This is a genomic window from Pseudomonas sp. s4 (assembly GCF_046764235.1).
Classification (GTDB): Bacteria; Pseudomonadota; Gammaproteobacteria; order Pseudomonadales; family Pseudomonadaceae; genus Aquipseudomonas; species Aquipseudomonas asiatica.
Map to the genome: position 1 here is coordinate 2,168,445 of NZ_CP177209.1, position 26,209 is coordinate 2,194,653.

A 26,209-nucleotide genomic window follows, 5' to 3' on the forward strand; every position below is an offset into this window, starting at 1 on the left:
TGGTAGCGGTGCCTCAGGTAGTTGCGGGATGGCGCGGGAGGGTGAAGTGGAAGGTTGCACCCTGGCCAACCTTGCCATGGGCCCAGACCCGGCCGTCATGGCGTTCGATGATGCGACGCACGCTGGCCAGGCCGATCCCGGTGCCTTCGAAGTCTTCCATGCGGTGCAGGCGCTGGAACACGCCGAACAGTTTGTTGGCGTAGGCCATGTCGAAGCCCACGCCGTTGTCGCGAATACAGATCTCGGTTTCGCCCGGATGTTGCACGGCGCTGATGCCGATGCGCGCCGGTGTGCGCCCACGTGTGTATTTGATGGCGTTGGCCAGCAGGTTGTGCAAGGCCATGTTGATGAACGCCGGGTCACCGACCACCTTGGGCAGTTGGGCGATGTCCCAGACAATTTCGCGGTTTTGGTAGTCGGGCGCCAGTTCGCTGCGAATGGCCTCGACCAGGGCGTTGAGGTCGACCTCGGACAGGCGCAGGGCCGAGCGGCCCATTTGCGAGAAGTTGAGCAGGTTGTCGACCAGGCTTCCGGCAAAATGCGCGGCTTCCTCGATGTGCTGCAAAAAACGCCTGCCGCGCTCGCTGAGGCTCTGGCCCTCGATTTCGCCGAGCAGTTCGGAGTAGCCGGCAATATGGCGCAGGGGGGCGCGCAGGTCATGGGACACGCTGTAGGAAAACGCTTCGAGCTCCTTGTTCGAGCGGCGCAGCTCCCCAGCCAGCTGCGCCAGTTCCTCGGCCTTGCGCAGGACAATGCCGAGCACTGCCGTGCGCAACTCCTGCACGCCTTCGATGACCAGCGGGTGCCAGGGTTCACAGTAGCCGCGCAGTTTTTCCTGCCAGCTTTCGAAACTGTGCCGCGGGTCGAGGTTGCCCTGCGGCCCGACCTGTTTGTTCGGCTGCCCGGCCCAGTTCACCGTGCGCACCTGCTCGGGACGGAACCACAGCAGGTAGTGCGAGTGGATCTGCGAAATGGCCACTGCCAGCACACCGCCTGCATGGGCCGCGAGCTCGGGCAGTTCATCGATGTCGCGGCACAGGTTGTCGCTGTGGAACACGCTGTCTTCGCCACGCTGGGAGAGCCAGTGCACCAGGGCGTTTACCTGCGCGGCCGGAGGGGTCTTGCCGATCAGGTCGCAACGTTCGGCGGATATGACCGCGGCACCTTGGGCGCCGGCGAAGGCCAGCAGTACTTCGGGCAAGTCGCGCAGGCCGTCGCCGACACTGTCATGGTCGGCCATGGACGAGATCATGCGCACGATGTGCTGGCGCAGCTCCAGCAACTGGCGAGTGTTGGCGTGGGACTCGCGCGACTCGATCTGCAGCGACAGCACACTGGCCAGCAGTTCGCAGGCGGTACGGGTGCGCAGGTCCACCGGGCGTGGCTGTTCGTGGTGACAGGACACCAGCCCCCAGAGTTGCCCGTCGACCACGATCGACAGCGACATCGATGCCAGGGTACCCATGTTGCGCATGTACTGCAGGTGCACTGGCGACACGCTGCGCAGCGCGGCAAAGCTCAGGTCCAGCGGCTTGCCGGTGCGTGGGTTGGCAGCGGGCAGCAACGGCGAGGCCTGGTAGTTGGCATCCTCGATCACGCGGATGCGGTTGATTCGGTACAGCTCGCGCGCCTGGCGCGGTATGTCCGAAGCGGGGAAACACAGGCCCAGGTAGCTCGGGTAGCCCGGGTCGGCCACCTCGGCCAACACCTGGCCGTTGCCTTCGGCATCGAAGCGATAGGCCTTGACCCGGCCAAAGCCGGTGATGCGCTTGAGCTGCAGCACTGCTTGCTGCAGCAGTTCCTCGAGGCTGCCGGCCTGGTGCAGGCGGCCCACGAAGCTGCGCACCAGCGGGTAGTAGTCGCCTTGCCCGACAAGATCGGCCGGCAGGCGAGGGGGTTCGAATTCGGCGATCAGCACCTGGTCGTGACGATGGACCAGCAGGTGCAGGTTGCCACGATATGGAGCGTCCTGGCGCAGGTGCACATCGCTGATGTGGAACGGAAAGACCTCGTCCTGCGGCAGGCGGGCCAGGTGCAGGCGCAAGTCGAAGGCACCGCTGACCAGTTCGGCGAACTCGCGACCTATCAGTTCACTGGCCGGTATGCCCAGCCAATGCTCGACATTTTCACTGGCCTGGAGTACCCGCATGTCGGTTTCGTCCAGCACCAGCAGAAAACCGTGGGGCTGGATGCTGCCAGGTAGCTGGATCGGCTCCTGGGCGCAGCGCTCGAGGGCTTGGGTGAGCGTGCTGTCTGCAATCATCTATGAAAACGCTCCTGTCGTGTCCTTCCATGCATGCCGCATGAGTCTAGGCAGGATGAAAGGGATACACCCTAACAGAATATCGGTCCGGATAACGGCCTTTGGCCATTTGAGGAGAATGTCGGCGATGCGTTCTGTGTCGTGCGGCTTTTTTTTAGTGGTAGCGCTTTTTGGCTAATACAAAAAAATGGCTCGATGCCAGCATCATGATGCCACCTCGCTGCTACGCTCAAGGCAGCAGATATCGACAAGGATAATAAGGTGAAGGAGCGCTACCTGGCCGCCCTGTTGGGCCTTATGTTGAGCAGCAGCGCCATGGCGGCGGACTTCCTGGTGGAGGTACGGGTGCTGGTGCAGCGTGGCTGCATGCTGGTCAACCAGCCCCGCGATGCTGGGGCGCAGGCGCTGGGGCGCATCGACCTGGGTGCTGCTGCACGGCTGGATGGCCCTGGTGCGCCGCTCACCGGCGCGCTGCTGAGCCAGCGCCCGCCACGCCTGGAATGCAATCCCCACACCCCCTATCAGGTCCGCGTCGATGGTGGGCAGCATGGCGGCGTCGGCGAGTTGCGCTTTCTGGCCAGTGACGATGACACGGCCCGGCTCATCCCGTATCGCCTCTACCGCGACGCTGCCTGGCGCGAGCCGCTGGCGGTGAATGTGGCGCACTCGGCGCGGGTGCCGGACAGCGGCTCGGTCGAGCTGCCGTTGTACGCACGGATCGACAAGCTGGCCTGGGTACCGCCTGCAGGCCTGTACGCCGATCTGCTCAAAGTCACGGTCACCTGGTAGGGATGCAACCATGCTCAAGGACGCGACGCCATGAACCGCACCTCGATCCTGCTGCTTTCCCTGGGCCCGTTGCTGGTGCCCGGTGGAGCCGCGCATGGCACCAGCACCGGTTTCATCCAGGCGCGGCTGGTGATCAGCACCGCTTGCCAGATCAGCAGCAACGAGACGCAACCGGCAACGGTGGGTAACCCCGGCGTGATGGACTTCGGCGAGCGCGGACCGAACTGGGACCAGCCGCTGCGCAGCCGGGTTGATGATGTGAGCGGCGAAGGCAGCCTGCAGATCAGTTGTACGCCCGAGGTGCGGGCGTTCAACGTGCGCATCAACGGCGGCCTGAATGGCAGTGACGGCATACGGCGGCTGAGCAACGGCCGCGAGCTGATCCCCTACCAACTGGCGATCGACCCAGGTGGTAACAGCCGCTACGGCATCGGCCAGGCGCGTGCCTTCACCATCAGCAGTACCCGGCAGATCCCGATCCCCATCTACGGTGTGGTAATGGCGCAACCGCGTGCGCTGCCAGCCGGCCTGTACCGTGACACCCTGAGGGTGACCCTGGACTGGTAATGACACAAGGAGACTTCGATGCGAACGAACCTTTCACGCTGCATCCTCGCCGGTCTGGGGCTGATGCTGACTTACCAGGCGCAGGCCGCCACCACCGGGACTATCGAGTCGACGCTGACCTTGACCGCAGCGTGTCAGGTCAACGGCAGCTCAGCCACATCGGGGACCGACTTCGGTACCTTGGACTTCGGCACTCACGATGCCTTGTTCAACACCGCCGACGGCCAGGTAATCGGCGGCGGCGGTGGGGCGATCAGCATTCTCTGTTCGGCTGGCACGGTACCAGTCATCCGCGTGGGTGCAGGTTCCCACGATGGCCAGTCGGCCGGGGGCAGCCGTGCGCTGGCGGATGGCGTCGGCAACTTCGTGCCGTACGACTTCTACACCGATGCCGGGCGTACGCAGGTGTTGGCCATCAACGGCACCATCACCTTGCCGCTCAGCAGTGGTGTGGCCCAGACCGTCAACCTGTATGGCCAGGCGCGCGGCAAGGTCGGCCTGCCGGCGGGGGAGTACACCGACACAGTGTCCGTCGAGCTGTCGTTCTGAACCATGCGCAGCTGGCTGGCGGGCGGCCTGAGCGGCCTCGGCGTGCTGCTGGCCGCGCCTCTGGATGCGGCGACCACCAGCAGCTTCCAGGTGACGGCGCAGATCGTCGCCGGGTGCCTGGTGGTGGGCGGCGTGACCAGCTACGGGACGCTCGACTACGGCTCGCAGTCGGCACTGGCCACCGGAACTCTCGGCACCTCGTTGGGCGGTACCACGGTGACCTTCCAGTGCACCCCGGGCGTGGCCTTGAGCATGAGCGTGGATGGCGGGCAGAACAGTGCCAGTGGCACACGCAACCTCAAACGCACGGGCGGCACGCAGGTGCTGGCCTACCAGTTGTACCGGGACGCGGCATACAGCCAGAGCCTGGGGATCGGCCAGAGCGTGGCCGTGGGCTATACCGACCCGACGGCGATCAAGCTGCCGGTGTACGGGCGGGTTCAGCTGACCGGCACGATGCCGGCGGGGACTTACACCGATGTGGTGCAAGTGACGGTGACCTGGTGAATGCATCGGCACCAATGACCAGTATCCAAGGAGAGCTTCATGGGGGCAGGCGCGAAGTGGGCGCGAGGATTGATCGGGGTATCGTGGCTGGCGAGCCTGCCAGCCTGGGCGGCCACCTCGGTGCTGATCTGGCCGATCGACCCGGTGTTGGAGGCTGACCAGAAGGCTGGCGCACTGTGGCTGGAAAACCGCGGAACCGCACCGGCCAACCTGCAGGTGCGGGTGTTCGCCTGGCGCCAAGTTGATTACCAGGAACAGTATCAGGCACAGCGCGAGATCATTGGCAGCCCGCCGGTGGCCAACGTCGCCCCCGGGCAGAAGCAATTGATCCGCCTGACCCGCACCGGCCCCTCGCCAGTCGGCCAGGAGCAGGCCTACCGCATCATCATCGACGAAATCCCGCCCGCCATCCCGGTCGACAAGGCCGAGCCCGGCACCACCGCGGCGATCCGCCTGCAGATGCGCTACTCGGTACCCCTGTTCGTATACGGCGAAGGCCTGTGGGGCAAGGCAGGCCCTGAGGGCAAGCGCAATGCCGAGGGCGTCGGCAAGCCGCAACTCAGCTGGCGCGCGGTGACCGTGCAGGGCAAGCCGTACGTGGAACTGCGCAACACCGGCCCGGTGCATGCACGCCTGACTGATGTGGTGGTGCAGCAGGGCAGCCAGAGCAAACCACTGGCCGATGGCTTGCTGGGTTATGTGCTGCCGGGGGCCAGCATGCGCTGGCCGGCACCGCTAACACCGAGTGCCGGCAGTGTGCTGAAGGGGAGGGTAAACGGCCAGAGCAGCGCGGACGCTATCCGCCAAAGCCAATGAGCCTGCGCCTGAATGCCGCGCAGAGGCCGTGGAGAACCCGGCAATGGTTGGAAACCATGTGTGATGTGGCTGACCCACCGTTGGTGCCTGGGGCTCGCCCTGGTCGGCCCTGGCCTGGTGCTGGCCGACGACCTGCCGCCACCACCTACGGAGATGTCCGCTATCGCCGATGCCACGTTGTACCTCGAGTTGCTGGTGAACCAGGTGCCCAGGGCTGAGCTGGTACCGGTGCAGCAGCGCGCCGGGCAGTTGTACCTGGACAGCGAGGTGTTGCGGGCGGCCGGCGTCTCGCTGCCAGGCAACCCGCAGGGCGAGGTGGCCCTGGAGGCCATCGTGGGGATGCATGCCGACTACGACAGCCAGAACCAGCGCCTGCTGCTGCAAGTGCCGCCGGCCTGGCTGCCCGACCAGCAGCTGGGCGACCGCAACCTGTACCCGGCCAGCGATGCGCGCAGTAGTTTCGGCGCCTTGTTCAACTACGACCTGTACCTGAACGACACCGATGACGGCGGCAGCTACCTGGCGGCCTGGAACGAACTGCGTCTGTTCGACAGCTGGGGTACGTTCTCCAGCACCGGGCAATGGCGCCAGTCGTTCAATGGTGCGCCGACCGACGACACGCGCCAGGGCTTCTTGCGCTACGACACCACCTGGCGTTTCACCGACGAGCAGCGCCTGCTGACCTACGAAGCCGGTGACCTGGTGACCGGGGCCTTGCCCTGGACCAGCTCGGTGCGGGTCGGTGGCCTGCAGTTGTCGCGCGATTTCGCTGCGCGCCCCGACCTGGTCACCTATCCGCTGCCGGCGTTCTCCGGTGAAGCGGCGGTACCGACCTCGCTGGACCTGTTCATCAATGGCTACAAGTCCAGCACCAGCGAATTGCAGCCGGGCCCCTACACGTTGACCAACGTGCCGTTCATCAACGGCGCCGGGGAGGCGGTGGTGGTCACCACCGATGCCCTTGGCCGGCAGGTGTCGACCACCTTGCCGTTCTACGTCACCAGCAGCCTGCTGCAGCAGGGCCTGGCGGATTATTCGGTAGCGGCCGGCAGCCTGCGGCGTGACTACGGGGTGCGCGATTTTGCCTACGGCCCCGGGGTCGCATCGGCCAGCCTGCGCTACGGGGTCAGCGACATCTTCACCCTGGAAACCCATGCCGAAAGCGCCGAATCGCTGATGCTGGGAGGCCTGGGTGGCAACATGCGGCTGGGCAACTTCGGTGTGCTCAATGCGGCGCTGGCGCAGAGCCGGTTCGACGGCGACAAGGGCCACCAGGTCGCCCTCGGCTACCAGTACAATAGCCAGCGCATCGGCTTCAGCTACCAGCGCCTGCAACGCCATGGCGACTATGCCGACCTGACCCGGGTCGACAGCCGGGACATACAGCTGAGCCAGCGCAGCGAGCAGGTCACGCTGAGCCTGAACCTGAACGAATACGGCAACATCGGCGCCGGCTATTTCGATGTGCGCGCCGGCGACGGCACACGTACCCGGCTGATCAACCTGAGCTACAGCAGGCCGCTGTGGGGCAACAGCAGCGTTTATCTGTCGGCCAACCGTGAAGTGGGGGACAGCCAGTGGGCAGTGCAGGCGCAACTGGTGATCCCGTTCGACCTGCACGGCACCCTGGCCCTGGGCATGGAGCGCAGCCAGCAAGGCGAAACCCTGCAGCGGGTCAACTACAGCCGCGCGACGCCGGTGGGGGGCGGTGTCGGTTACAACCTGGGCTACGCCACCGGTAGCGAGCGCGACGCCTACCGCCAGGCCGATGTCACCTGGCGCCTGCAGTCGGTGCAGTTGCAGGCCGGTTTGTATGGCAGCAGTGGAGAGATGACCCGCTGGGCCGACGCCAGTGGCTCGCTGGTTTGGATGGATGCCGGGCTGTTCGCTGCCAACCGTATCGACGATGCCTTCGTGTTAGTCAGCACCAGTGGTTACGCCGACGTGCCGGTGCGCTATGAAAACCAGGAGGTCGGCCGTACCGATGCCGATGGTCACCTGCTGGTGCCGTACAGCAGCGGTTACTACCGCGGCAAGTACGAGATCGACCCCATGGGCTTGCCGCCGGACATCCTCGCGCCGGAAGTGGAACAGCGGGTGGCGGTGCGCCGAGGCAGCGGCTACTTGCTGGAGTTCCCGCTCAGGCGCGTGCTGGCGGCCAGCGTCGAACTGGTGGACACCGAACAGCAGGCACTCAAGCTGGGCAGCCGTGTCACCCATGCAGAAAGTGGCAGCCAGGCGGTGGTCGGTTGGGATGGCCTGGTTTATCTGGAGAACCTGACGCCGCATAACCGACTGCAGGTTGAGTTGGAGGGGGGCGGGCATTGCCAGGTGGCGTTCGACCTGCCTGAGTCGCAAGGCTCGATCCCGTTGATTGGCCCGTTGGTGTGCAAGTGAAGGCCTGCTGGCGTGGTTTGTGGGCATGCGCCTTGTTGTTGTGGGCGGGCTCGGCCTGGGCCAAGTGCACGTCAGTGTTGACTGCGCCTGCGGCGTTTGGTTCGCTCAACTCGACTCAGGTACGTGGCACGGTCCAGACAGCTTCCAGCACCAACTCTGGCCTGCAGTGCAACGGTTCGGTGATTAGCGTGCTCAGTAGCACCGACTCCTTCAAGATCAAGATCACCTCCACCACCAGCGGCCTGGTAGGGCCTACCGGGGATGTGATCCCCTACACGCTCTATGCCGACGCCACAACCAACTATCCGATCACCCGTGGCACCCCCTTCGAATTTAGGACCACCGGCATCCTCGACTTGCTCGGGTTGCTCAACGGTACACCGAAGAACGTGCCCATCTACATGCGCACGCAGGTGGGCAGCAACGTATCGGCGGGGCTATATCAGGAACTCCTCGATGTCGAGTGGGCCTGGGACTATTGCGACGGGATTGGTGTTGGCGGGCTTTGCATAGGGCGAGACCAGGGCTCCGGTACCAGGACCCTGCTGGTAAGCATGACGGTGACCGACGACTGCCAGATCACCACGCCCAGCATCAACTTCGCCAGCGCGCCGGTGGTGGCGGGGTTCGGCACGGTGAGCCAGAGCCTGAGCGTGTCGTGCACCAAGGGCAGCAACTACACGGTGGGCCTGGATGACGGGCAGAACGTGGCCAATGGTCGACGGCGGATGAAGTCGGCGGCCAACAACTACCTGGCCTATGACATTTTCAAGAGCGCCGGTGCGGTGCGCTGGGGTTCGACAGGGGCTGCGCGACGGGCCAGCGCCGATGCCGATGTGAACCCCGGCACGGGGACCGGCACCGGTAGCCAGGTGTTCAACTACAACGCCAAGGTCTACACCGACCAGGCTACACCACCGGCTGCGACCTATACCGACAGCGTGATTCTGGATGTGCAGTTCTGAGCGCAGGATTGCTATCGGCCGAGGGACCTTGTGGGAGCGGGCGTGTCGAGGCGTCGAACCGCCGCGAACACCGGCGAAGCCGGTGCCATACACCGTATTGGATTCTTCGCGGGCACGCCCGCTCCCACAGGGGACGCGTCAGCCAGGGGCCTCAGCGCAAATCGCCAACCATCTTCGCCAAGGTCTCAAGCACCGCCCCGGCCAACGCCTTCGAACGTGCCCCCGACCACCCGGTGACGGCATCCGGCGCGTCGTCATGGTCCTTGAACGGCATTTCCAGGGTCAGTGACAGGCAGTCATGCGCCATCCCCACCGCATTGCAGGCCAGCGTCGTGTTGGCTTGCCCCGGTTCGTCGCGGGTATAGCCATGCACGGTCTGGAAGTCGCGGGTCAGGCTGCACAGGGTGCTGCGGAACTGCTCCTCCAGTTTGGCCAGACGCGGCGTGTAGCCCGGGTTGCCCTCGCAGGCCGCGGTGAACACATGGGGGATCTCTTCGTCGCCATGCACGTCGATGAACGCATCCACGCCGTGTTGCTTCATCTGTGCCTGGGCGAAGAAGACCTCGGGGCTGAGCTCGACGCTGGCGTCCTGCCAGGCACGGTTGAGGTCCTTGCCCTTGAAGTTGGTGCGCAGGTGGCCGAGGAAGGCACCGTCGGGGTTCATGTTGGGGATCAGGTACAGGTCGGCCTTGGCCAGCAACTGCCGGATCACCTCGTCGTTGGCCTGCAGGCGGTCGATCACGCCCTCCATGAACCATTCGGCCATGTGTTCGCCCGGATGTTGCTGGGCAATCAGCCACAGCTTGCGCTTGCCTGCGGCACCATCACCGGCACGCAGCAGGGGAATGTCGCGGCCCTGTACGCTGCGGCCACTGGCGAGCAATTCCACCCCCGGCAGTTGCCGTGCACGTTCGATCAGCTGGTTGTGACGAGCGCGCGGGTAGGGCTCGAAGTAGGCGAACCAGATGTGCGGCTGTTCGGCCTTTACCTCGAACGACAGCGCCGTGCCGTCGAACTGGCTGGGGACGCGGAACCAGGTTTGCTGGTCGTAGGAGGCCACGGCGTTGTAGCCGCTCCAGGCGTTCTTGTAGGAGGAACCGGAGGCATTGTCGAGGCTGAAGCGATGGACCTGGCCTGGCGTCAGCCCGCTGACCTTGAAGTGGAACCACTGGTAGTGGCCGCTGTGGGTGTCCGGGCGGATAGCCAGGTGCACCCGGGCCGGGTTGCTGGCATCCAGCACCTGAATGTTGCCGGAGTCGAAATCGCAGTCGATCTGCAGGGGGGACAGCGTCACTGTCATGTGCCGGGCTCCTTCTGGTGGCTTTGTTGTGAGGGTACTGTACACGGCTTGACAGGGTTGCTGTGCGAGATCAGGCGACGCGGGGGCGATCTCATATGTTTCCTACAGGCTATTTGAAGAACTGACTCGGCGTGATACCGAACTGGCGCTTGAACATGCTGGCGAAGGCACTGGGGCTGTCATACCCCAGCGTCCCCGCCACATCGATGATCCGCTCGCCCAGGGCGATCCGCTCCAGTGCCTGCATCAGCCGCGCCTGCTGGCGCCACTGGCCGAAGGTCATGCCGGTTTCCTTGCGGAACAGGCGCTGGATGGTCTTTTCGTCCACCCCCAGCTGCTGGCCCCAGTCGGCCACGGTGGCGTTATCGTCAGGCCGCTCGTGCAGCGCGGAGCAGATCGCCTGCAGGCGCTTGTCGCCGGGCTGCGACAGCTTCAGCGGCAAGGTCGGCAGCACGCAGATCTCGTCGAGGATCAGGCGCATCACCCGGGCTTCACGCGAGTCTTCGGCAAACGGCGCGGTAAAGCCTACGGAGGCCTTGATCAGCTCGCTGAGCAATGGCGAGATGCTGATCGCCTTGCTCTGCAGGGGCAACTGCACTGCCGCGTCGACGCGCACGAACACACTGCGCATTTTCACCTCGCCCACGCAGCGTATCGCGTGCACCTGGCCGCAAGGCATCCATACGCCGCGGCTGGGTGGCACGGTCCAGCGTTCGTTACCGGACTCGACGATCATCAGGCCTTTGGTGGCATAGATCAGTTGGTGCTTGGCATGGCTGTGGGGCTCGATGAACCAGTCGGTCGGGTAGTCCGTCGCACGGCTGCCCACCTCCCAGCTCCACTCATCCACCTCCACCAGCAATTCGTGCTGCGGCTTCAGCATTTCGACCTCTTGTACGGGCAGCCTGGCACGCCCACTTTAACAGCAGCGGCTGGGGCGGGCTTGCGAGCGGGTTGCCGGCAGCAGCGCGGTGGCCAGCCCCAGCAGCGGCAGGAACGAGATGATCTGGTACACCCACTCGATGCCATGCCGGTCGGCCAGTTCGCCAAGCCCGGCGGCGCCGATGCCGCTGATACCGAACATCAACCCGAACATCACCCCCGACACCATGCCGACCCGGCCCGGCACGGCCTCCTGGGCATACACCACCAGGGCGGCGAAGGCCGAGGACATCACCAGGCCGATGCCCACCGCCAGTACCGCCGTCCAGGCCAGGTTGGCGTAGGGCAGGGCGAGGGCGAAGGGCGCCACGCCGAGGAACGAGACCCAGATCACCGCCTTGCGCCCGATACGGTCACCCACCGGGCCACCAGCGAAGGTGCCCAGGGCCACGGCCGCGAGGAACACAAACAGGTACAGCTGGCTGTGCTGCACGCTCAGGCCGAAATGCTCGATCAGGTAGAAGGTGAAATAGTTGGTGAACGAGGCGATGTAGACGAACTTGGCGAACATCAGCACGGCGATGACCGCCACGGCGCGCCACATGGCGCCACGCGACAGGCCGGGGGCCTGCTGGCCGGCGAAGGTCTTGAGCCGGGTCTGGCCGTGACGCACGGTCCAGCCGGTCACCCGCAGCAGCACGAATACCGCCAGCGCGGCCGCCAGCATGAACCAGGCGATGGCCGGCTGGCCGTGCGGAATGACGATGGCAGCGGTCAACAGCGGGCCGAGGGCCGAGCCGGTGTTGCCACCGACCTGGAAGGTCGATTGCGCGGTGCCAAAGCGCCCGCCGGAGGCCATCCTGGCCACTCGCGAGGCTTCGGGGTGGAAGGTCGCCGAGCCCACGCCGACCACCGCGGCGGCCACCAGCAGCATTTCATAGCTGCTGGCGAAGGCGAGCAGGGCGATGCCCACCAACGTCACCAGCATGCCGGCCGGCAGCAGGTAGGGCTGCGGGCGCTTGTCGGTGTACAGGCCGACCCAGGGTTGCAGCAAGGACGCGGTCACCTGGTAGATGAGGGCGATCCAGCCGATCTGGGCAAAGCTGAGTGCGAAATCGCTCTTGAGCATCGGGTAGATGGACGGCAGCACGGCCTGGATCAGGTCGTTGAGCAGGTGGGCGAATGCCGCAGCGCCGACGATGCGGACCAGAAAGCCCTGGGGTTGGTCGGCAGGTGTGGTGGCGGCCATGGAGGCGGTGGAGGTCGTCATGGGCGATCTTCTTCTGGCGAAAGGGAACAAGGCATTTGCCGAAGAAGGGTAGCCAGTGCCCGGTTTGCCTGTCTCACGCCGAACAGGCAGCCACTGTCGCGTTTCGGACATCCGTCAGAGGAACATGCACGATCCCTTGTAGGAGCGGCCTTGTGTCGCGAAAGGGCTGCGAAGCAGCCCCAGAGTTTCAGCGCAGATGCACAAATTGCTGGGGCCGCTTCGCAGCCCTTTCGCGACACAAGGCCGCTCCTACAAGGGCCCGCGCTGGGTGGAAGAAGCCGGTCCCTTTCAGAACGATTGACCCTGCCGCGCCACCCAGCGCAGCAATGCTGCAATCGGTACGCTGCGGTGAGCCTCGTGTCGGTAGGGCTTGCCCTCGGCGGTAAAGCGTTCGCGATAGCGGCTCAGCACCAGGCTTCGGCCATCGGCCGAAACCCGGGCCTCCAGTTCATGCAGCAACAGCGGTTGCCGGGCAGCGCCTTCCAGGCGCCTGAACAGCAGCATGGCGCCTTGGGCATCATTCTTCATGGGCACCCCCTGCGCAATCCACTGGCCAGGTGCCCGGCTCGCCGGCCTTGCCTTCTGCCACCCGGTTGCTGCGCCGCTGCGCGGTGTAGTCACGCATCGCAACGTAGTAGTCAGGCCAGGTGCGCAGCAGGTCGGTCAGTGGCAGTGCTTCGGCCCGTGCATCGACGATGCCGCCGGCCATGGCTACGTTGCCCATGGTTTCGACGGTATCGCTGTTGCCACCAAACGGGTCCAGTGCCAGGCCCAGCAGCGTGCCGGTGGCATCGCGCAGGTTGTGGGTGCCCAGCAGCGGCAGCTCGACGATGGGGCCAGAGGCGATGTTCCACACCCCGAAAGTCTGGCCAAAGTCCGAGCGATGCTGGCTCAGCCCCATCTTGCCAGACACGTCGACCAGCCCTGCCACACCCAGGGTGGTGTTGAAGATGAAGCGGGAGAGGCTGGTCATCGCCCGTTCGCCATTGCCCTGCAGCAGGTCGTTGACGAACACCTTCGGCTCACCGAAGTTGCTGGCAAAGTTGTGCATGCCCTGCCGGGCAAAACCGGGCAGCGCGGTGTAGCCCCGTGCGACGGGGGCCAGCAGATAGTCGTCGACCGTGCGGTTGAAAGCGAATACGGCGCGGTTGGCGGGCTCCGCCGGGTCACTGACCTGATAGGCGACATTGCCGCAGGCCGCCGTGGCCGGTGCACGTTGGCTGCAGCCTCCCGCCACAAGCAGCGACAAGGCCAGCGCGGCTGAGCGCGCTGAGCGGGAGGCGGATGATGAACGGGACATAGATACATTCCTGGCAAGAACTGGCAGCGATGCTGCGCAGTTTTCTTTGCCTGGTAATGTCCGGATTGTCTCGGCGTCGACACTTTGTTTCCGGGTTGAAATATATGACGGCTACGTGGGGATGGCCTTAAAGTACGGCCTGATAACCTTGTTTTGCGGTGCTTTTTTGTGAGCCATTTGCTGATAGTCGACGATGATGTCGAGGTGCTCGACCTGCTGCAGAAGTTTCTCTGCCAACATGGCTACGAGGTTGATGTGGCCAGGGATGGCAAGGCGCTGTGGCAGGCCGTCGAGCGGCGGGTGCCGGACCTGGTCATCCTGGATGTGATGCTACCTGGCGACAGTGGCCTGGTGTTGTGCCAGCGCTTGCTGGCCGAGCACAAGGTGGCAGTGATCATGCTCACCGCCATGGGCGAGTTGAGTGACCGGGTGGTTGGCCTGGAGCTGGGGGCAGACGACTACCTGACGAAGCCGTTCGCCGCCCGTGAACTGCTGGCCCGGGTGAGGGCAGTGCTGCGCCGTGCCGGCGAAGCGGCCGGGAGCGCGGCGGGCCATGCCTGCGCGACCCTGGAGTTTGCCGGCTGGCGGCTGGATGTGGTGCGGCGCGAGCTGCGTTCGCCGGACAACGTCATGATCCCCTTGTCCAACGGTGAGTTCGAGCTGCTGCTGGTGTTCGCCGAACATCCGCGGCGGGTGCTCAGCCGCCAGCAGTTGCTGGACATGGCCCGTGGCGATGCCTACGACGCCTATGATCGCAGCATCGACGTCCAGGTCAGCCGGCTGCGCCGCAAGCTTGAAACCGACAACGGCAACGAGCCCTTGATCCGTACCCTGCGCAACGCCGGTTACCTGTTCACGCCCACGGTCGCGAAGCGATGAAGCTGCTCGCCAGGGTTCGCCAGGCCCTGCCACGGCCCAGGATCACCATTGCCCGCTGGATCGCGCTGACCACCCTGACGGCGATGCTGTTCCTGTTGCTGCTCAAGGGGCTGTTCAGCCTGTTGCTGAGTGTCTGGGCGCAGCCACCGCTGCTGGAGAGCGGGGTGATCGAGAAGGTTGCAGCGGTCACTCGCATCCTCGACGTCGCGCCCATGGCGCAGCGCGCCAACATCGCCAGTGCGGCGGGCGACGGCTCATACTCCGTGCGCTGGCTGCGCCGCCATGACGAAGCGGGCGTACCCGTGCTGGTCGATGCCGAGTTCAGCGAGGGCACGCCTATCCTGCGCGCATTGCTCAAGCGCCCGGATGCCAGGGTCGAGGCCTTCGCACCGTCCGACATGCCGGAGTACGCACCTGAACGTGGTTATGCGCTGATGATCGAGCTGACCGACAAGTCCTGGGTACTGTTCCGTGCCACCAGCCGTAGCTGGGGCCTGGACGAACTGCCGCGCAACCTGATCATCCTCGGGCTGATGCTGGTTTCCAGCCTTGTCGTCGCGCTGCTGGCCACCCGCTACCTGGCCAAGCCGCTGGAGCGCTTTGCCGAAGGTGCGCGGCGTTTTGGCAAGGACTTCAACGCCCCGCCCATTCCGGTGGTCGGCCCGCACGACCTGCGTCAGACCATTCTTGCGTTCAATGCCACCCAGGCGCAGCTCAAGCATTTTCTCAACGACCGCACCCAGATGCTCGCGGCCATCTCCCATGACCTGCGTGCACCGCTGACGCGCATGCGCTTGCGCGCCGAGTTCATCGACGATGCCCAGCTACAGGCCAGGTTGTTCAAGGACGTCGACGAGATGCAGGCGATGGTCGATGCGGCGTTGGGGTTCTTCCGTGATGACGCGCGGCTGGAACAGACGACCGTATTCGACCTCGGCGAATTGCTGCTGACCGTGGTGGACGACTTCAAGGACGCGGGGGTCGAGGTCGGCCTCAGCGGGCCGCGTCGCTGTGTGTATACGGGGCGGCCGGTGGGTATCAAGCGGGTGCTGGTCAACTTGATCGACAATGCAGCGAAATACGGCTGCGAGCCCACGGTGGTGTTGGCGGTAAACGCCAGGCAGATCGAGATTACCGTGCTTGATCGCGGGCCGGGCATTGCGCCGGAGCTGCACGAGCAGGTATTCGCGCCGTTCTACCGTATCGAAGGTTCACGCAACCGCAATACTGGTGGCGTGGGGCTGGGCCTGCCCGCAGCACGTGCCATCGTGCTGGAGCAGGGGGGCAGCATGTCCCTGGGCAACCGCCCGGGTGGCGGGCTGGAAGTCAGAATCATGCTGCCGCAGGGCTGATCAGAGCCCCAGTTCGCTGAGCCCGGGGTGATCATCCGGGCGCCGGCCCAGCGGCCAGTGGAACTTGCGCTCGGCTTCACTGATAGGGTGCTCGTTGATGCTCGAATGGCGGTTCTGCATCAACCCGTCCTCGGCAAACTCCCAGTTCTCATTGCCATAGGCGCGGTACCACTGGCCACTGTCGTCGTGGTACTCGTAGGCATAGCGCACGGCAATGCGGTTGCCGGTGAAGGCCCAAAGCTCCTTGATCAGGCGGTACTCCAGTTCATGGTTCCATTTACGCGTCAGGAACGCCTCGACCTCGGCACGACCGCGCGGGAACTCGACGCGGTTGCGCCACACGGTGTCGATGGTATAGGCAAGCGCGACCTTGGCCGGGTCGCGGCCGTTCCAGCCATCCTCGGCCAGGCGGACCTTTTCGATGGCGCTTTCGCGGGTGAAGGGCGGCAGGGGTGGGCGGGACATCGGGGTTCTCCTCAGTTCGATTGGCTGGTAGGAGAGTAGTAGCCGCTGGCTGAACAGAGAATGGGTGTGCCTGGCACATCATAATTGCAGTGCGTGGAACAATGAAGACCGCTGGAGATGGGGCAAGGGGGCTCTATCAGGCTGCGTCGGCTGCAGTTTTCCCGGCAGCCTTGCTACGCCCACCCAGCCACACCAGCAGCAGCCGGTGGCCGCCAGCACGCCACCTGCCATCGGCACGGCCGCATAGTCCAGGTCCAGGCTGATCACCGCACCACCCAGCGCCGCGCCTACGGCATTGCCCAGGTTGAACGCGCCGACATTGATCGATGAGGCCAGCCCCCGTACGCAGGACGCGGAGCTCGGCCGCCAGCGCCTTGCGGCCGCCGCGGAAACCGAAACGCCAGCGTTGCAACGGTTCGTCAGGGTTGTCCGCCAGGTCCAGGCGGATGAAGCTGCTGTAGGGCTTGTTGCCCGCCACCGTGCGCCAGGTGGCGACCTGGTGCCGGTGGTCGTCCGGTGTGCCGGGGTGGGCCAGGCAGCCGTCGAGGTTGCTGCCGATCCATTCCGGGTTCTGCTGGGTCAGGCCGGCTACCAGCTGTTGGCCGATTTCAGGGTCATACCTCGAACACCTGGGCGGCATCGCCGAACGACGGGTCGTACAGCGGCACATCGCGGACCCACAGGGCGCGGTAGCCCAGGCGGTCGGCCAGTTGTGCCAGTTCTGCGTGGCGGGCCAGGTCCGGCTCGCCGAACTGGCGGCCATCGCGGCGCCGCGCCTGGTCGCCGGCGGGCGTCCAGTCGTGGTCCAGCGGTGCTTCCAGGCCGATGCTGAAACCGCCAGCGGTCAGGCGTTCGAGGGGCGTGGTCATGGTATCAATCCCAGATTGGCGCCAGGCCGTCAGGGCTGACTTCACGGCCGTTGCGCTCGAGCTTGGCGATGCGTGCCATGTCGTCAGCGTCCAGCTTCAGGTCACGTGCGAGCAGGTTGCTGGCCAGGTTTTCCCGCTTGGTCGACGACGGGATCACCGCGTAGCCCAGCTGCAGGGCCCAAGCCAGGGCAACCTGGGCCACGGTGGCCTTGTGCTTGGCGGCGATGTCGGCCAGTACCGGGTCTTTCAGCACCTTGCCGTAGGCCAGGGTCATGTACGAGGTGACGGTGATGCCTTGCTCCTTGAGGAACGCGGTCAGCTTGCCGTTCTGCAGGTAGGGGCTGAGTTCGATCTGGTTGGTGGCGATCTCGCCTTCGCCGACCACTTCGATGGCCTGGCGTGTCAGTTCGATGTTGAAGTTGGATACACCGATCTGGCGGGTCAGGCCCAGCTTCTTGGCTTCGGCCAGGGCGGCCATGTACTCGGGCAGCTCAACGCCGTTGCCTGGGGCTGGCCAGTGGATCAGCAGCAGGTCGACGTAGTCGGTGCCCAGTTTTTGCAGGCTGTCGCGCAGGCTGGGGACCAGCTTGTCGGCGGCGTAGTTTTCGACCCAGATCTTGGTGGTGATGAACAGCTCGCCGCGCTTGACGCCGCTTTCGGCGATGGCCTGGCCGACGTCGGCTTCGTTCTTGTAGATCTGCGCGGTGTCGATGACGCGGTAGCCAAGTTCCAGGGCCGACTTGACCGAATCGATGACGGCTTGGCCGGTTAGGCGAAAGGTGCCGAGGCCGAAGGATGGAACGCTCATGGATCTGCTCCTGGTGAGTGAGGGGGGGGGCCGAATCGAGCTTGGTCGCTCGGGTTCGATCGCTCTTCGTGTGGGGGAGCAGTGTGCGGCTTTGAGGGGGATTGATTAAGATGGGGCGGGGCCAAGGTCATTTGATTCACAGTCAAGAATCAGCGGCAAAGTCGTGACTGTGTTGCTGGAATAGCAGATTCTTCCTGTACCGGCCTCTTCGCGGGCTTGCCCGCTCCCACAGGTACACCACAGGCTTCAAGGAATGTGGCATTCCTGTGGGAGCGGGCAAGCCCGCGAAGAGGCCGGTACAGGAAAACGAAACGGCCCGCCATATAGGCGGGCCGTCTGGCATTGCAAGGTGACGATCAGCGCCGGCGGAACAGCGGCAGCGGCTCGTCGGTGGCGGCCTGGTAGGTCACCGAGAAGTCCTTCAGGCTTTGCAGCGCGTCTTCCGGGTCCTTGTCGGCACGGATGGCGAACGCGTCAAAGCCGCAACGGGCCATGAAGAACAGCTGGTCGCGCAGCACGTCGCCAATGGCGCGCAGCTCGCCCTTGAACTTGTAGCGGTCACGCAGCAGGCGCGCATTGGAGTAGTTGCGCCCGTCGGTGAACGCCGGGAAGTTCAGTGCGATGACCTGGAAGTGCTGCACGTCTTCGCCGATTTCTTCGGCTTCTTCGTCACTGTCCAGCCATATGCCCAGCCCGCCGTCACGGGCTTTGAGCGCATGGGCATGGTCGCGCCACATCTGCAGCGGGACGATGTAGTCGTCGCAGTTGGTCAGCTCGTCAAAGGACGTTTCCTTGGGCAGCAGATGCCAGGTTTCGTCGACGATCTGGTTGTTCTTAATGATTCGCTGCATAGACGCGTTCCTTGAAGGGGTCGATGCCGATACGCTGGTAGGTGTCGATGAAACGCTCTTCCTCGGTACGTTGCTCGACGTACACGGCGATCAGCTTCTCGATCACATCGGCCATGTCATCCTGGGCGAAGGACGGGCCGAGGATCTTGCCAAGGCTCGCGCCACGCGCGGCATTGCCGCCCAGCGACACCTGGTAGAACTCCTCACCCTTCTTGTCCACGCCGAGGATGCCGATGTGGCCCACGTGGTGGTGGCCGCAGGCGTTCATGCAGCCGGAGATGTTCAGGTCGATCTCGCCGATATCGAACAGGTAGTCCAGGTCGTCGAAGCGGCGCTGGATGGATTCGGCGATCGGGATCGACTTGGCGTTGGCCAGCGAGCAGTAGTCACCGCCCGGGCAGCAGATGATGTCGGTCAGCAGGCCGATGTTCGGCGTGGCGAAGCCGTTTTCGCGCAATTCCAGCCACAGGGCATGCAACTGACGCTGCTCGACGTCGGCAAGAATGATGTTCTGCTCGTGCGAGGTGCGCAGGAAACCGAAGCTGTAGCGTTCTGCCAGGTCGGCCACGGCGTCCAGCTGCTTGTCGGTCACATCGCCCGGGGCAACGCCGGTGGGCTTCAGCGACAGGGTTACGGCCACGTAGCCAGGGCGCTTGTGGGCGCGGGTGTTGCGCGAGCGCCAGCGGGCGAAGCCTGGGTACTCGGCGTCCTGCGCGGCGTAGTCGACGTTGTCCAGGGCCAGGTAGGCCGGGTCGACGAAGTGGCGCGATACACGCTGCACTTCGGCTTCGGTCAGGGTGGTGCTGCCGCCACGCAGGTGGACCATTTCGGCCTCGACCTTCTCGGCGAACACTTCCGGGGTAAGGGCCTTGACCAGGATCTTGATCCGCGCCTTGTACTTGTTGTCACGGCGACCGTAACGGTTGTACACGCGCAGGATGGCGTCGAGGTAGCTGATCAGGTCCTGCCACGGCAGGAACTCGTTGATGAACGAGCCCACCACCGGGGTACGGCCCAGGCCGCCACCGACCAGTACCCGGAAGCCCAGCTCGCCAGCGGCATTGCGCACCGGCTCCAGGCCGATGTCGTGCACTTCGATGGCGGCGCGGTCTTCCTGCGAGCCGTTGATGGCAATCTTGAACTTGCGCGGCAGGTAGGCGAATTCCGGGTGGAAGGTGGTCCACTGACGGACGATTTCGCACCACGGGCGCGGATCGACGATTTCGTCTGCGGCCACACCGGCGAACTGGTCGGTGGTGGTGTTGCGCAGGCAGTTGCCGCTGGTCTGGATCGCGTGCATCTGCACGGTGGCCAGTTCGGCGAGGATGTCCGGGATGTCCTCCAGGGCCGGCCAGTTGAACTGCACGTTCTGGCGGGTGGAGATGTGGGCGTAGCCCTTGTCGTAGTCGCGGGCGATCCTGGCCAGGGTGCGGACCTGGGTGGCGTTCAGCTGGCCGTACGGCACGGCGACGCGCAGCATCGGCGCGAAACGTTGGATGTAAAGGCCGTTCTGCAGGCGCAGAGGGCGGAATTCTTCTTCGCTCAGCTCACCGGCCAGATAGCGGCGGGTCTGATCACGGAACTGCTTGACGCGGTCCTCGATGATCCGCTGATCGTACTCGTCGTATACGTACATAAAAGTCCTGTCTCAGGCATGCAGCTATTCGCGCGCACGGCCGCGCACTCCGCTTCGGAGCCGGGGAACGATAGCAGGTTGCGTTTATGCGCTAAAGTGATGTTTTTGCATATGAAAAGAACCAAATGGACTATGTGAGACTGACTGCCATTTGTGCGCTGGGCGTGGCTTGGCGTTTATAATCCGGCGTTTGCTTCGCAGGGATGTCAGCCCATGCTCAAGGCGTTGTGCCAAAGCTTGTGTCTTGCCTTGCCGCTGGCGGCAAGTGCGCAACCGGCTTCGGTGGTTTTCCTCAACCCGGGGCTGTCCACCGAAACGTTCTGGACCAGTTATACCCGCTTCATGCAGGCCGCTGCAGACGATCTGGGCATGACCCTGCACGTGGAATACAGCGAACGCCGCGCCGACCTGGCGCTGACCCAGGCCAGGGCGATCCTGGGCGGACCGCAGCGGCCGGATTACCTGGTCCTGGTCAATGAGCGGTACGTGGCGCCGGAGATCATCCGCCTGTCGCGTGGCACCGGCGTCAAACTGTTCCTGGTCAACAACGGCCTGACTGCCAGCCAGGCCCGTAGCATCGAGGCCCAGCCGGACAAGTATGCCGAGCTGCTGGGCACCTTGACGGCCAACGACGAGCAAGCGGGTTTTGAGATGTTGCACCAGATGGTCGCGCAATTGCCCCGCGACAGTGGGCCGGTGGACCTGCTGGCGTTTGCCGGGGTCAAGACCACCCCGGCCTCGCAGCTGCGCGAGGAGGGCATGCGCCGCGCCCTGGCCGACTTCCCCCAGGTGCGCCTGCGCCAGGTGGTATATGGTGGTTGGAGCCGCCAGCGCGCCTACGAGCAGGCGCAGCAACTGGTGGAGCGCTACCCGGCCACCCGCCTGGTATGGTCGGCCAACGACGAAATGGCCTTTGGTGCCATGCAGGCGTTCGAGGAGGCAGGGCGCAAGCCGGGGCGCGATGTGCTGTTCAGCGCCATCAACAGCTCGCCCGAGGCCCTGCATGCCCGTATCGACGGGCGTCTTAGCGTGCTGATGGGCGGGCATTTCACCCTCGGCGGCTGGGCCATGGTGATGCTGCACGATGATGCCCAGGGACTGACGGTGAACCGCGACGGCCTGCGCGAGCATCGCATCCCGGTGTTGCAGTCGATTGACCAGGCCAAGGCAACCCGTTGGCTGAAACTACTGGAACGGCCCGACTACGGTATCGATTTCCAGCATTACAGTGCCGAAGGGCGGCCGCCCGACTACCAGTACCCATTTCTGACATCACCGATCAATTATTGAAAGACCCTGCTTGAGGGAAGGGCATTGCTCGTCTTAACTGCTGGTGGTGAAGTGCATTCCCATAACCACTACAAGAGGCAATGCAATGGGAAACTCAACCAAGGTCCGCAAAGCTGACAGCAGCGTCGATGCCTGGGCGATCCTCTGCCTGATCGTTCTGGTGGTGGTCACTGCCGTGTATTGGGTCAGCCACCAGTAGACTTGTATTCAAGACCGTGATGCAGCCAGAGCGCCTGCGGGAGGGAGTCCCGCAGGCGTTCTTGCTAGCGCGCAAGGTGCAGGGCCAATTGCACCAGGCCGATCAGTACGGCAATGAACACCAGGGTGAACAGCGTCCCCAGCGCAATGAAATGGCTGGCCTTGCCGTGGGTGAAGTCGCGGGCGCGGTTCTTGCCGCTTTGCACGCCGAAGGCGGCAGCGAGGATGCTGTGCAGCATCTGCCAGAAGGTAGGGGGCTTGCCCTGGCTGGAATCGTCCATGGTGGCTCCTGAGGAAATCAGAGGCAATCAGGGACAGTGTAGGTGGCTATTGGGGCTGCTGTGCAGCCCATCGCGACACAAGGCCGCTCCTACAAGGGATTGCATTCTCCTGTAGGAGCGGCCTTGTGTCGCGATGGGCCGCAAAGCGGCCCCAAGGGTCTTAGCTGTCGTAACCCAGGTTAGGCGCCAACCAGCGCTCGCTGACACTCACATCCTGGCCCTTGCGCGCGCTGTAGCGCTCGATCTGGTCCTTGTCGACCTTGCCCACCGCAAAGTACTGCGCCTGCGGGTGGGCAAAGTACCAGCCGCTGACCGCCGCTGCCGGGAACATCGCAAAGTGGTCGGTAAGGAACACGCCGCTCGGCCCGGTCTCACCGATGGCAGTGCCATCAAGCAGGCGGAACAGGGTTTCCTTCTCTGTGTGGTCCGGGCAGGCCGGGTAGCCGGGGGCCGGGCGGATGCCGCGGTACTGCTCCTTGATCAGCGCCTCGTTGTCGAGGTGTTCGTCGCGGGCATAACCCCAGTGCTCTTTACGCACCTGCTCGTGCAGCCATTCGGCACAGGCCTCGGCCAGGCGGTCGGCCAGGGCCTTGACCATGATCGAACTGTAGTCGTCGCCCTTGTCCTGGTAGGCCTTGGCCACTTCCTCGGCACCGATGCCGGCGGTAGTGATGAAACCGCCCACGTAGTCGGTAACGCCACTGGCCTTCGGCGCGACGAAGTCGGCCAGCGACCAGTTGGGCTTGCCGTCCGGCTTGATGGTCTGCTGGCGCAGGTGGTGCAGGGTAGCCAGGGCCTGGCCGTCCTCGCCGTACACTTCGATATCGTCATCGGCCACCTGGTTGGCCGGCCAGAAGCCGAACACCGCGCGGGCGCTGATGAGTTTTTCGTCGATCAGTTTGTCGAGCATCTCGCGGGCATCCTTGTACAGCGCCGTCGCCGCCTCGCCGACCACTTCGTCGGTGAGGATGCGCGGGAACTTGCCGGCCAGGTCCCAGGAGATGAAGAACGGGGTCCAGTCGATGTACTCGGCCAGCGTGCGCAGGTCGATGTCTTCCAGCACCTTGACGCCGGTGAAGGAGGGCACCGTTGGCTGGTAGCCAGCCCAGTCGTACTGCGGCTTGGCGGCGATAGCCTGGGCGTAGCTCAGGCGCTCGGTGCGGGCACTGCGGTTGGCGGTGCGCTCGCGTACTTCTTCGTATTCCTGGCGGGTCTTCTCGACGAAGCCGGCTTTCAGCTCCTTGGACAGCAACTGGGTGGCAACACCTACCGCGCGCGAGGCGTCGGTGACGTAGACCACGGCGTCGTTGCTGTACTTGGGCTCGATCTTGACTGCGGTGTGCGCCTTGGAGGTGGTGGCGCCGCCGATCATCAGCGGCAACTGGAAGCCCTGGCGCTGCATTTCGCGGGCCACGTGGACCATCTCGTCCAGCGACGGCGTGATCAGGCCGGACAGGCCGATGATGTCGCACTTCTCGTCGCGGGCGGTTTGCAGGATCTTCTCGGCCGGCACCATCACGCCGAGGTCGACGATGTCGTAGCCGTTGCAGCCCAGCACCACGCCGACGATGTTCTTGCCGATGTCGTGCACGTCGCCTTTTACCGTGGCCATCAGGATCTTGCCCTTGGCTTCCGGCTTGTCGCCTTTCTCGGCTTCGATGAACGGAATCAGGTGCGCTACCGCCTGTTTCATCACGCGGGCCGACTTGACCACCTGAGGCAGGAACATCTTGCCCGCGCCGAACAGGTCGCCGACCACGTTCATGCCATTCATCAGCGGGCCTTCGATCACTTCGATCGGGCGGGCGCACTGTTGGCGGCATTCTTCGGTGTCTTCGACGATGAACGCTGTAATGCCCTTGACCAGCGCGTGCTCCAGGCGTTTTTCCACCGGCAGCGAGCGCCACTCTTCGTTTTCCACTTCCCTGGTTGCGCCGCCGCCCTTGTAGTCGTCGGCAATGGCCAGCAGTGCGTCGGTGCCATGCGGGGTGCGGTTGAGCACCACGTCCTCGACCTTTTCACGCAGTGCAGGCGGGATCTCGTCGTAGATCTCCAGCTGGCCGGCGTTGACGATACCCATGGTCAGGCCGTTCTGGATCGCGTGGTACAGGAACACCGAGTGGATGGCTTCCCGCACCGGGTTGTTGCCACGGAACGAGAACGACACGTTGGACACACCGCCCGAGCTCAGGGCGTGCGGCAGGTGGTCGCGGATGTAGGCGCAGGCCTCGATGAAATCGACGGCGTAGTTGTTGTGCTCTTCGATGCCGGTGGCGACGGCGAAGATGTTCGGGTCGAAGATGATGTCTTCCGGCGGGAAGCCCACTTCATTGACCAGGATGTCGTAACTGCGTTGGCAGATCTCTTTCTTGCGCGCGGCCGTGTCGGCCTGGCCGACCTCGTCAAAGGCCATCACCACCACGGCAGCGCCATAGCGCTTGCACAGGCGGGCGTGGTGCTTGAACTGCTCGACGCCTTCCTTCATGGAAATGGAGTTGACGATGCCCTTGCCCTGAATGCACTTGAGGCCCGCTTCGATCACTTCCCACTTGGACGAGTCGATCATGATCGGCACGCGCGAGATGTCCGGCTCGCCGGCGATCAGGTTGAGGAAGCGGACCATGGCGGCCTGGGAGTCGAGCATCCCTTCGTCCATGTTGATGTCGATCACCTGGGCGCCGGCCTCTACCTGCTGCAGGGCGACTTCCAGGGCTTCGGTGTGGTTCTCTTCACGGATCAGCCGGGCGAACTTGGCAGAGCCCGTGATGTTGGTGCGCTCGCCGACGTTGACGAACAACGACTGGCGGTCGATGGTGAACGGCTCCAGGCCCGACAGGCGGCAGGCCTTGGCGATTTCCGGAATCTCGCGCGGCTTGTACTTGGCCACGGCCTCGGCAATGGCCTGGATGTGGCCCGGCGTGGTGCCGCAGCAGCCGCCGATGATGTTGAGGAAGCCGCTGGCGGCGAATTCCTCGACCACCACGGCCATTTCGGCCGGGGTTTCGTCGTATTCACCAAAGGCGTTTGGCAGGCCGGCGTTGGGGTGGGCCGAGACATGGGTGTCGGCCTTGGTCGCCAGCTCTTCCAGGTACGGGCGCAGGTCCTTGGCGCCGAGGGCGCAGTTCAGTCCCACGGAAATCGGCTTGGCGTGGCGTACCGAGTTCCAGAACGCTTCGGTGGTCTGGCCCGACAGGGTACGGCCCGAGGCGTCGGTGATGGTGCCGGAGATCATGATCGGCAGTTCGACGCCGTCTTCCTCGAACACCTGCTGCACGGCGAAGATCGCCGCCTTGGCGTTGAGGGTGTCGAAGATGGTCTCGATCAGCAGCAGGTCGGCGCCGCCCTCGATCAGGCCGCGGGTGGCCTCGATGTAGTTCGTTACCAGCTCATCGAAAGTGACGTTGCGGTAGCCTGGGTCGTTGACGTCCGGGGAAATCGAGCAGGTGCGGCTGGTAGGGCCGAGCACGCCAGCGACGAAGCGCGGCTTGTGCGGGGTTTCCAGGGTCTTGGCATCGGCCACCTGGCGGGCGATGCGCGCGCCCTCGACGTTCAGCTCGTAGACCAGCGACTCCATGCCGTAGTCGGCCTGGGAAATCTGCGTGGCGTTGAAGGTGTTGGTTTCGAGGATATCGGCGCCGGCATCCAGGTAGGCCTTTTCGATGGCGGCGATCACATCCGGGCGGCTGAGCAGCAACAGGTCGTTGTTACCTTTGACATCGCTTGGCCAATCGGCGAAACGCGTGCCACGATAGTCGTGTTCCTCGAGCCGGTAGCTTTGGATCATAGTACCCATGCCGCCGTCGAGGATCAGGATGCGCTCCTTGAGTGCGTTCTGGAGTGCTTGGAGACGAGCGCTGCGGTCGGACATAGGAACTACCTGGTCGGGCAAATTTCAGAAGGTGCAGAATCATAACAAAGCTGCGCGGTTTTTAGGCGCATCGCCCATTTGCATGAAAATGGCTCATGTTGGGCGGG

Annotated in this window: 24 protein-coding genes; 10 read left to right on the top strand and 14 right to left on the bottom strand. The window is 64.4% G+C overall.

The features are described 5' to 3' along the window. Positions 1-13: 13 nt before the first annotated feature. Positions 14-2,263 carry an ATP-binding protein gene (locus tag ACK56M_RS10320; RefSeq protein WP_015269731.1) on the bottom strand — a complete coding sequence of 750 codons (2,250 nt, stop codon included), beginning with the start codon at positions 2,261-2,263 and terminating at the stop codon, positions 14-16. 261 nt (positions 2,264-2,524) lie between these two features. Here ACK56M_RS10320 and ACK56M_RS10325 point away from each other — a divergent pair, with 261 nt between their 5' ends. The 7 genes from ACK56M_RS10325 (at position 2,525) to ACK56M_RS10355 (ending at position 8,853) form a co-directional block, all read left to right on the top strand. Beyond that, the gene (locus tag ACK56M_RS10325; RefSeq protein WP_137137317.1) at positions 2,525-3,052 is read left to right on the top strand and encodes a spore coat U domain-containing protein; all 528 of its coding nucleotides are present in this window, start codon (positions 2,525-2,527) and stop codon (positions 3,050-3,052) included. 30 nt (positions 3,053-3,082) lie between these two features. Further along, positions 3,083-3,619, top strand: coding sequence for a spore coat U domain-containing protein (locus ACK56M_RS10330; protein WP_054573132.1), 537 nt, complete (start codon positions 3,083-3,085; stop codon positions 3,617-3,619). A gap of 18 nt (positions 3,620-3,637) precedes the next feature. Next, positions 3,638-4,168 carry a spore coat U domain-containing protein gene (locus tag ACK56M_RS10335; RefSeq protein WP_054573133.1) on the top strand — a complete coding sequence of 177 codons (531 nt, stop codon included), beginning with the start codon at positions 3,638-3,640 and terminating at the stop codon, positions 4,166-4,168. A gap of 3 nt (positions 4,169-4,171) precedes the next feature. After that, positions 4,172-4,675, top strand: a complete 504-nt coding sequence (locus tag ACK56M_RS10340) for a spore coat U domain-containing protein (RefSeq protein WP_054573134.1) — start codon at positions 4,172-4,174, stop codon at positions 4,673-4,675. Positions 4,676-4,714: 39 nt separating this feature from the next. Continuing rightward, positions 4,715-5,491, top strand: a complete 777-nt coding sequence (locus ACK56M_RS10345) for a molecular chaperone (RefSeq protein WP_411959441.1) — start codon at positions 4,715-4,717, stop codon at positions 5,489-5,491. A gap of 63 nt (positions 5,492-5,554) precedes the next feature. Continuing rightward, on the top strand, positions 5,555-7,888 hold the full coding sequence (locus ACK56M_RS10350) for a fimbria/pilus outer membrane usher protein (protein WP_015269736.1): 2,334 nt from the start codon (positions 5,555-5,557) through the stop codon (positions 7,886-7,888). Next, on the top strand, positions 7,885-8,853 hold the full coding sequence (locus tag ACK56M_RS10355; RefSeq protein ID WP_411959442.1) for a spore coat protein U domain-containing protein: 969 nt from the start codon (positions 7,885-7,887) through the stop codon (positions 8,851-8,853). The genes ACK56M_RS10350 and ACK56M_RS10355 overlap by 4 nt, the downstream gene beginning before the upstream one ends. A gap of 151 nt (positions 8,854-9,004) precedes the next feature. Here the strand turns inward: ACK56M_RS10355 and ACK56M_RS10360 are convergent, their stop codons facing one another. The 5 genes from ACK56M_RS10360 to ACK56M_RS10380 all read right to left on the bottom strand — a co-directional run bounded on the left by ACK56M_RS10360 (position 9,005) and on the right by ACK56M_RS10380 (position 13,605). Then, the gene (locus tag ACK56M_RS10360; RefSeq protein WP_015269738.1) at positions 9,005-10,153 is read right to left on the bottom strand and encodes a M14-type cytosolic carboxypeptidase; all 1,149 of its coding nucleotides are present in this window, start codon (positions 10,151-10,153) and stop codon (positions 9,005-9,007) included. Between the two features lie 109 nt (positions 10,154-10,262). Continuing rightward, complete coding sequence (locus tag ACK56M_RS10365; RefSeq protein WP_054573137.1) at positions 10,263-11,036, bottom strand: AraC family transcriptional regulator; 774 nt, start codon at positions 11,034-11,036, stop codon at positions 10,263-10,265. A 36-nt stretch (positions 11,037-11,072) separates the two neighbouring features. Continuing rightward, positions 11,073-12,305, bottom strand: a complete 1,233-nt coding sequence (locus tag ACK56M_RS10370; RefSeq protein WP_015269740.1) for an MFS transporter — start codon at positions 12,303-12,305, stop codon at positions 11,073-11,075. A gap of 288 nt (positions 12,306-12,593) precedes the next feature. Next, positions 12,594-12,833: a hypothetical protein gene (locus ACK56M_RS10375; RefSeq protein WP_061302719.1), complete on the bottom strand. Its 240-nt coding sequence runs from the start codon at positions 12,831-12,833 to the stop codon at positions 12,594-12,596. Further along, on the bottom strand, positions 12,823-13,605 hold the full coding sequence (locus ACK56M_RS10380) for a VacJ family lipoprotein (RefSeq protein ID WP_015269742.1): 783 nt from the start codon (positions 13,603-13,605) through the stop codon (positions 12,823-12,825). The genes ACK56M_RS10375 and ACK56M_RS10380 overlap by 11 nt, the downstream gene beginning before the upstream one ends. A 168-nt stretch (positions 13,606-13,773) precedes the next feature. On the opposite strand from ACK56M_RS10380, the gene ACK56M_RS10385 reads away from it, so the two are divergent. Next, positions 13,774-14,484, top strand: coding sequence for a response regulator (locus ACK56M_RS10385; RefSeq protein ID WP_003256403.1), 711 nt, complete (start codon positions 13,774-13,776; stop codon positions 14,482-14,484). Continuing rightward, positions 14,481-15,836 carry an ATP-binding protein gene (locus ACK56M_RS10390; RefSeq protein ID WP_411959443.1) on the top strand — a complete coding sequence of 452 codons (1,356 nt, stop codon included), beginning with the start codon at positions 14,481-14,483 and terminating at the stop codon, positions 15,834-15,836. Before ACK56M_RS10385 ends, ACK56M_RS10390 begins: the two co-directional genes overlap by 4 nt. Here the strand turns inward: ACK56M_RS10390 and ACK56M_RS10395 are convergent, their stop codons facing one another. From ACK56M_RS10395 to ACK56M_RS10420, 6 genes are all read right to left on the bottom strand, one after another. Continuing rightward, positions 15,837-16,301 (bottom strand): DUF1348 family protein, encoded by a 465-nt coding sequence (locus ACK56M_RS10395; protein ID WP_015269744.1) that lies wholly within the window; start codon positions 16,299-16,301, stop codon positions 15,837-15,839. Positions 16,302-16,437: 136 nt separating this feature from the next. Next, complete coding sequence (locus tag ACK56M_RS10400; RefSeq protein ID WP_411959444.1) at positions 16,438-16,941, bottom strand: hypothetical protein; 504 nt, start codon at positions 16,939-16,941, stop codon at positions 16,438-16,440. Continuing rightward, on the bottom strand, positions 16,916-17,170 hold the full coding sequence (locus tag ACK56M_RS10405) for a hypothetical protein (protein WP_052329211.1): 255 nt from the start codon (positions 17,168-17,170) through the stop codon (positions 16,916-16,918). Before ACK56M_RS10405 ends, ACK56M_RS10400 begins: the two co-directional genes overlap by 26 nt. 4 nt (positions 17,171-17,174) lie before the next feature. Then, positions 17,175-17,978, bottom strand: a complete 804-nt coding sequence (dkgB, locus tag ACK56M_RS10410; RefSeq protein ID WP_015269745.1) for a 2,5-didehydrogluconate reductase DkgB — start codon at positions 17,976-17,978, stop codon at positions 17,175-17,177. A 356-nt stretch (positions 17,979-18,334) separates the two neighbouring features. Beyond that, positions 18,335-18,829, bottom strand: coding sequence for a DUF934 domain-containing protein (locus ACK56M_RS10415; RefSeq protein WP_013971943.1), 495 nt, complete (start codon positions 18,827-18,829; stop codon positions 18,335-18,337). Next, positions 18,813-20,465, bottom strand: coding sequence for a nitrite/sulfite reductase (locus ACK56M_RS10420; protein ID WP_013971944.1), 1,653 nt, complete (start codon positions 20,463-20,465; stop codon positions 18,813-18,815). Before ACK56M_RS10420 ends, ACK56M_RS10415 begins: the two co-directional genes overlap by 17 nt. 213 nt (positions 20,466-20,678) lie before the next feature. Here ACK56M_RS10420 and ACK56M_RS10425 point away from each other — a divergent pair, with 213 nt between their 5' ends. Further along, a complete protein-coding gene (locus ACK56M_RS10425) occupies positions 20,679-21,755 on the top strand; it encodes an ABC transporter substrate-binding protein (RefSeq protein WP_015269746.1) in 1,077 nt (358 codons plus the stop codon). A 263-nt stretch (positions 21,756-22,018) separates the two neighbouring features. Here ACK56M_RS10425 and ACK56M_RS10430 read toward each other — a convergent pair whose 3' ends face one another. Both ACK56M_RS10430 and metH read right to left on the bottom strand, forming a co-directional pair. Continuing rightward, positions 22,019-22,234: a DUF2970 domain-containing protein gene (locus ACK56M_RS10430; protein ID WP_003256398.1), complete on the bottom strand. Its 216-nt coding sequence runs from the start codon at positions 22,232-22,234 to the stop codon at positions 22,019-22,021. 160 nt (positions 22,235-22,394) lie between these two features. Next, entirely contained in the window at positions 22,395-26,102 is a 3,708-nt protein-coding gene (metH, locus tag ACK56M_RS10435; protein WP_411959445.1) for a methionine synthase, read from the bottom strand. Positions 26,103-26,209 lie beyond the last annotated feature (107 nt).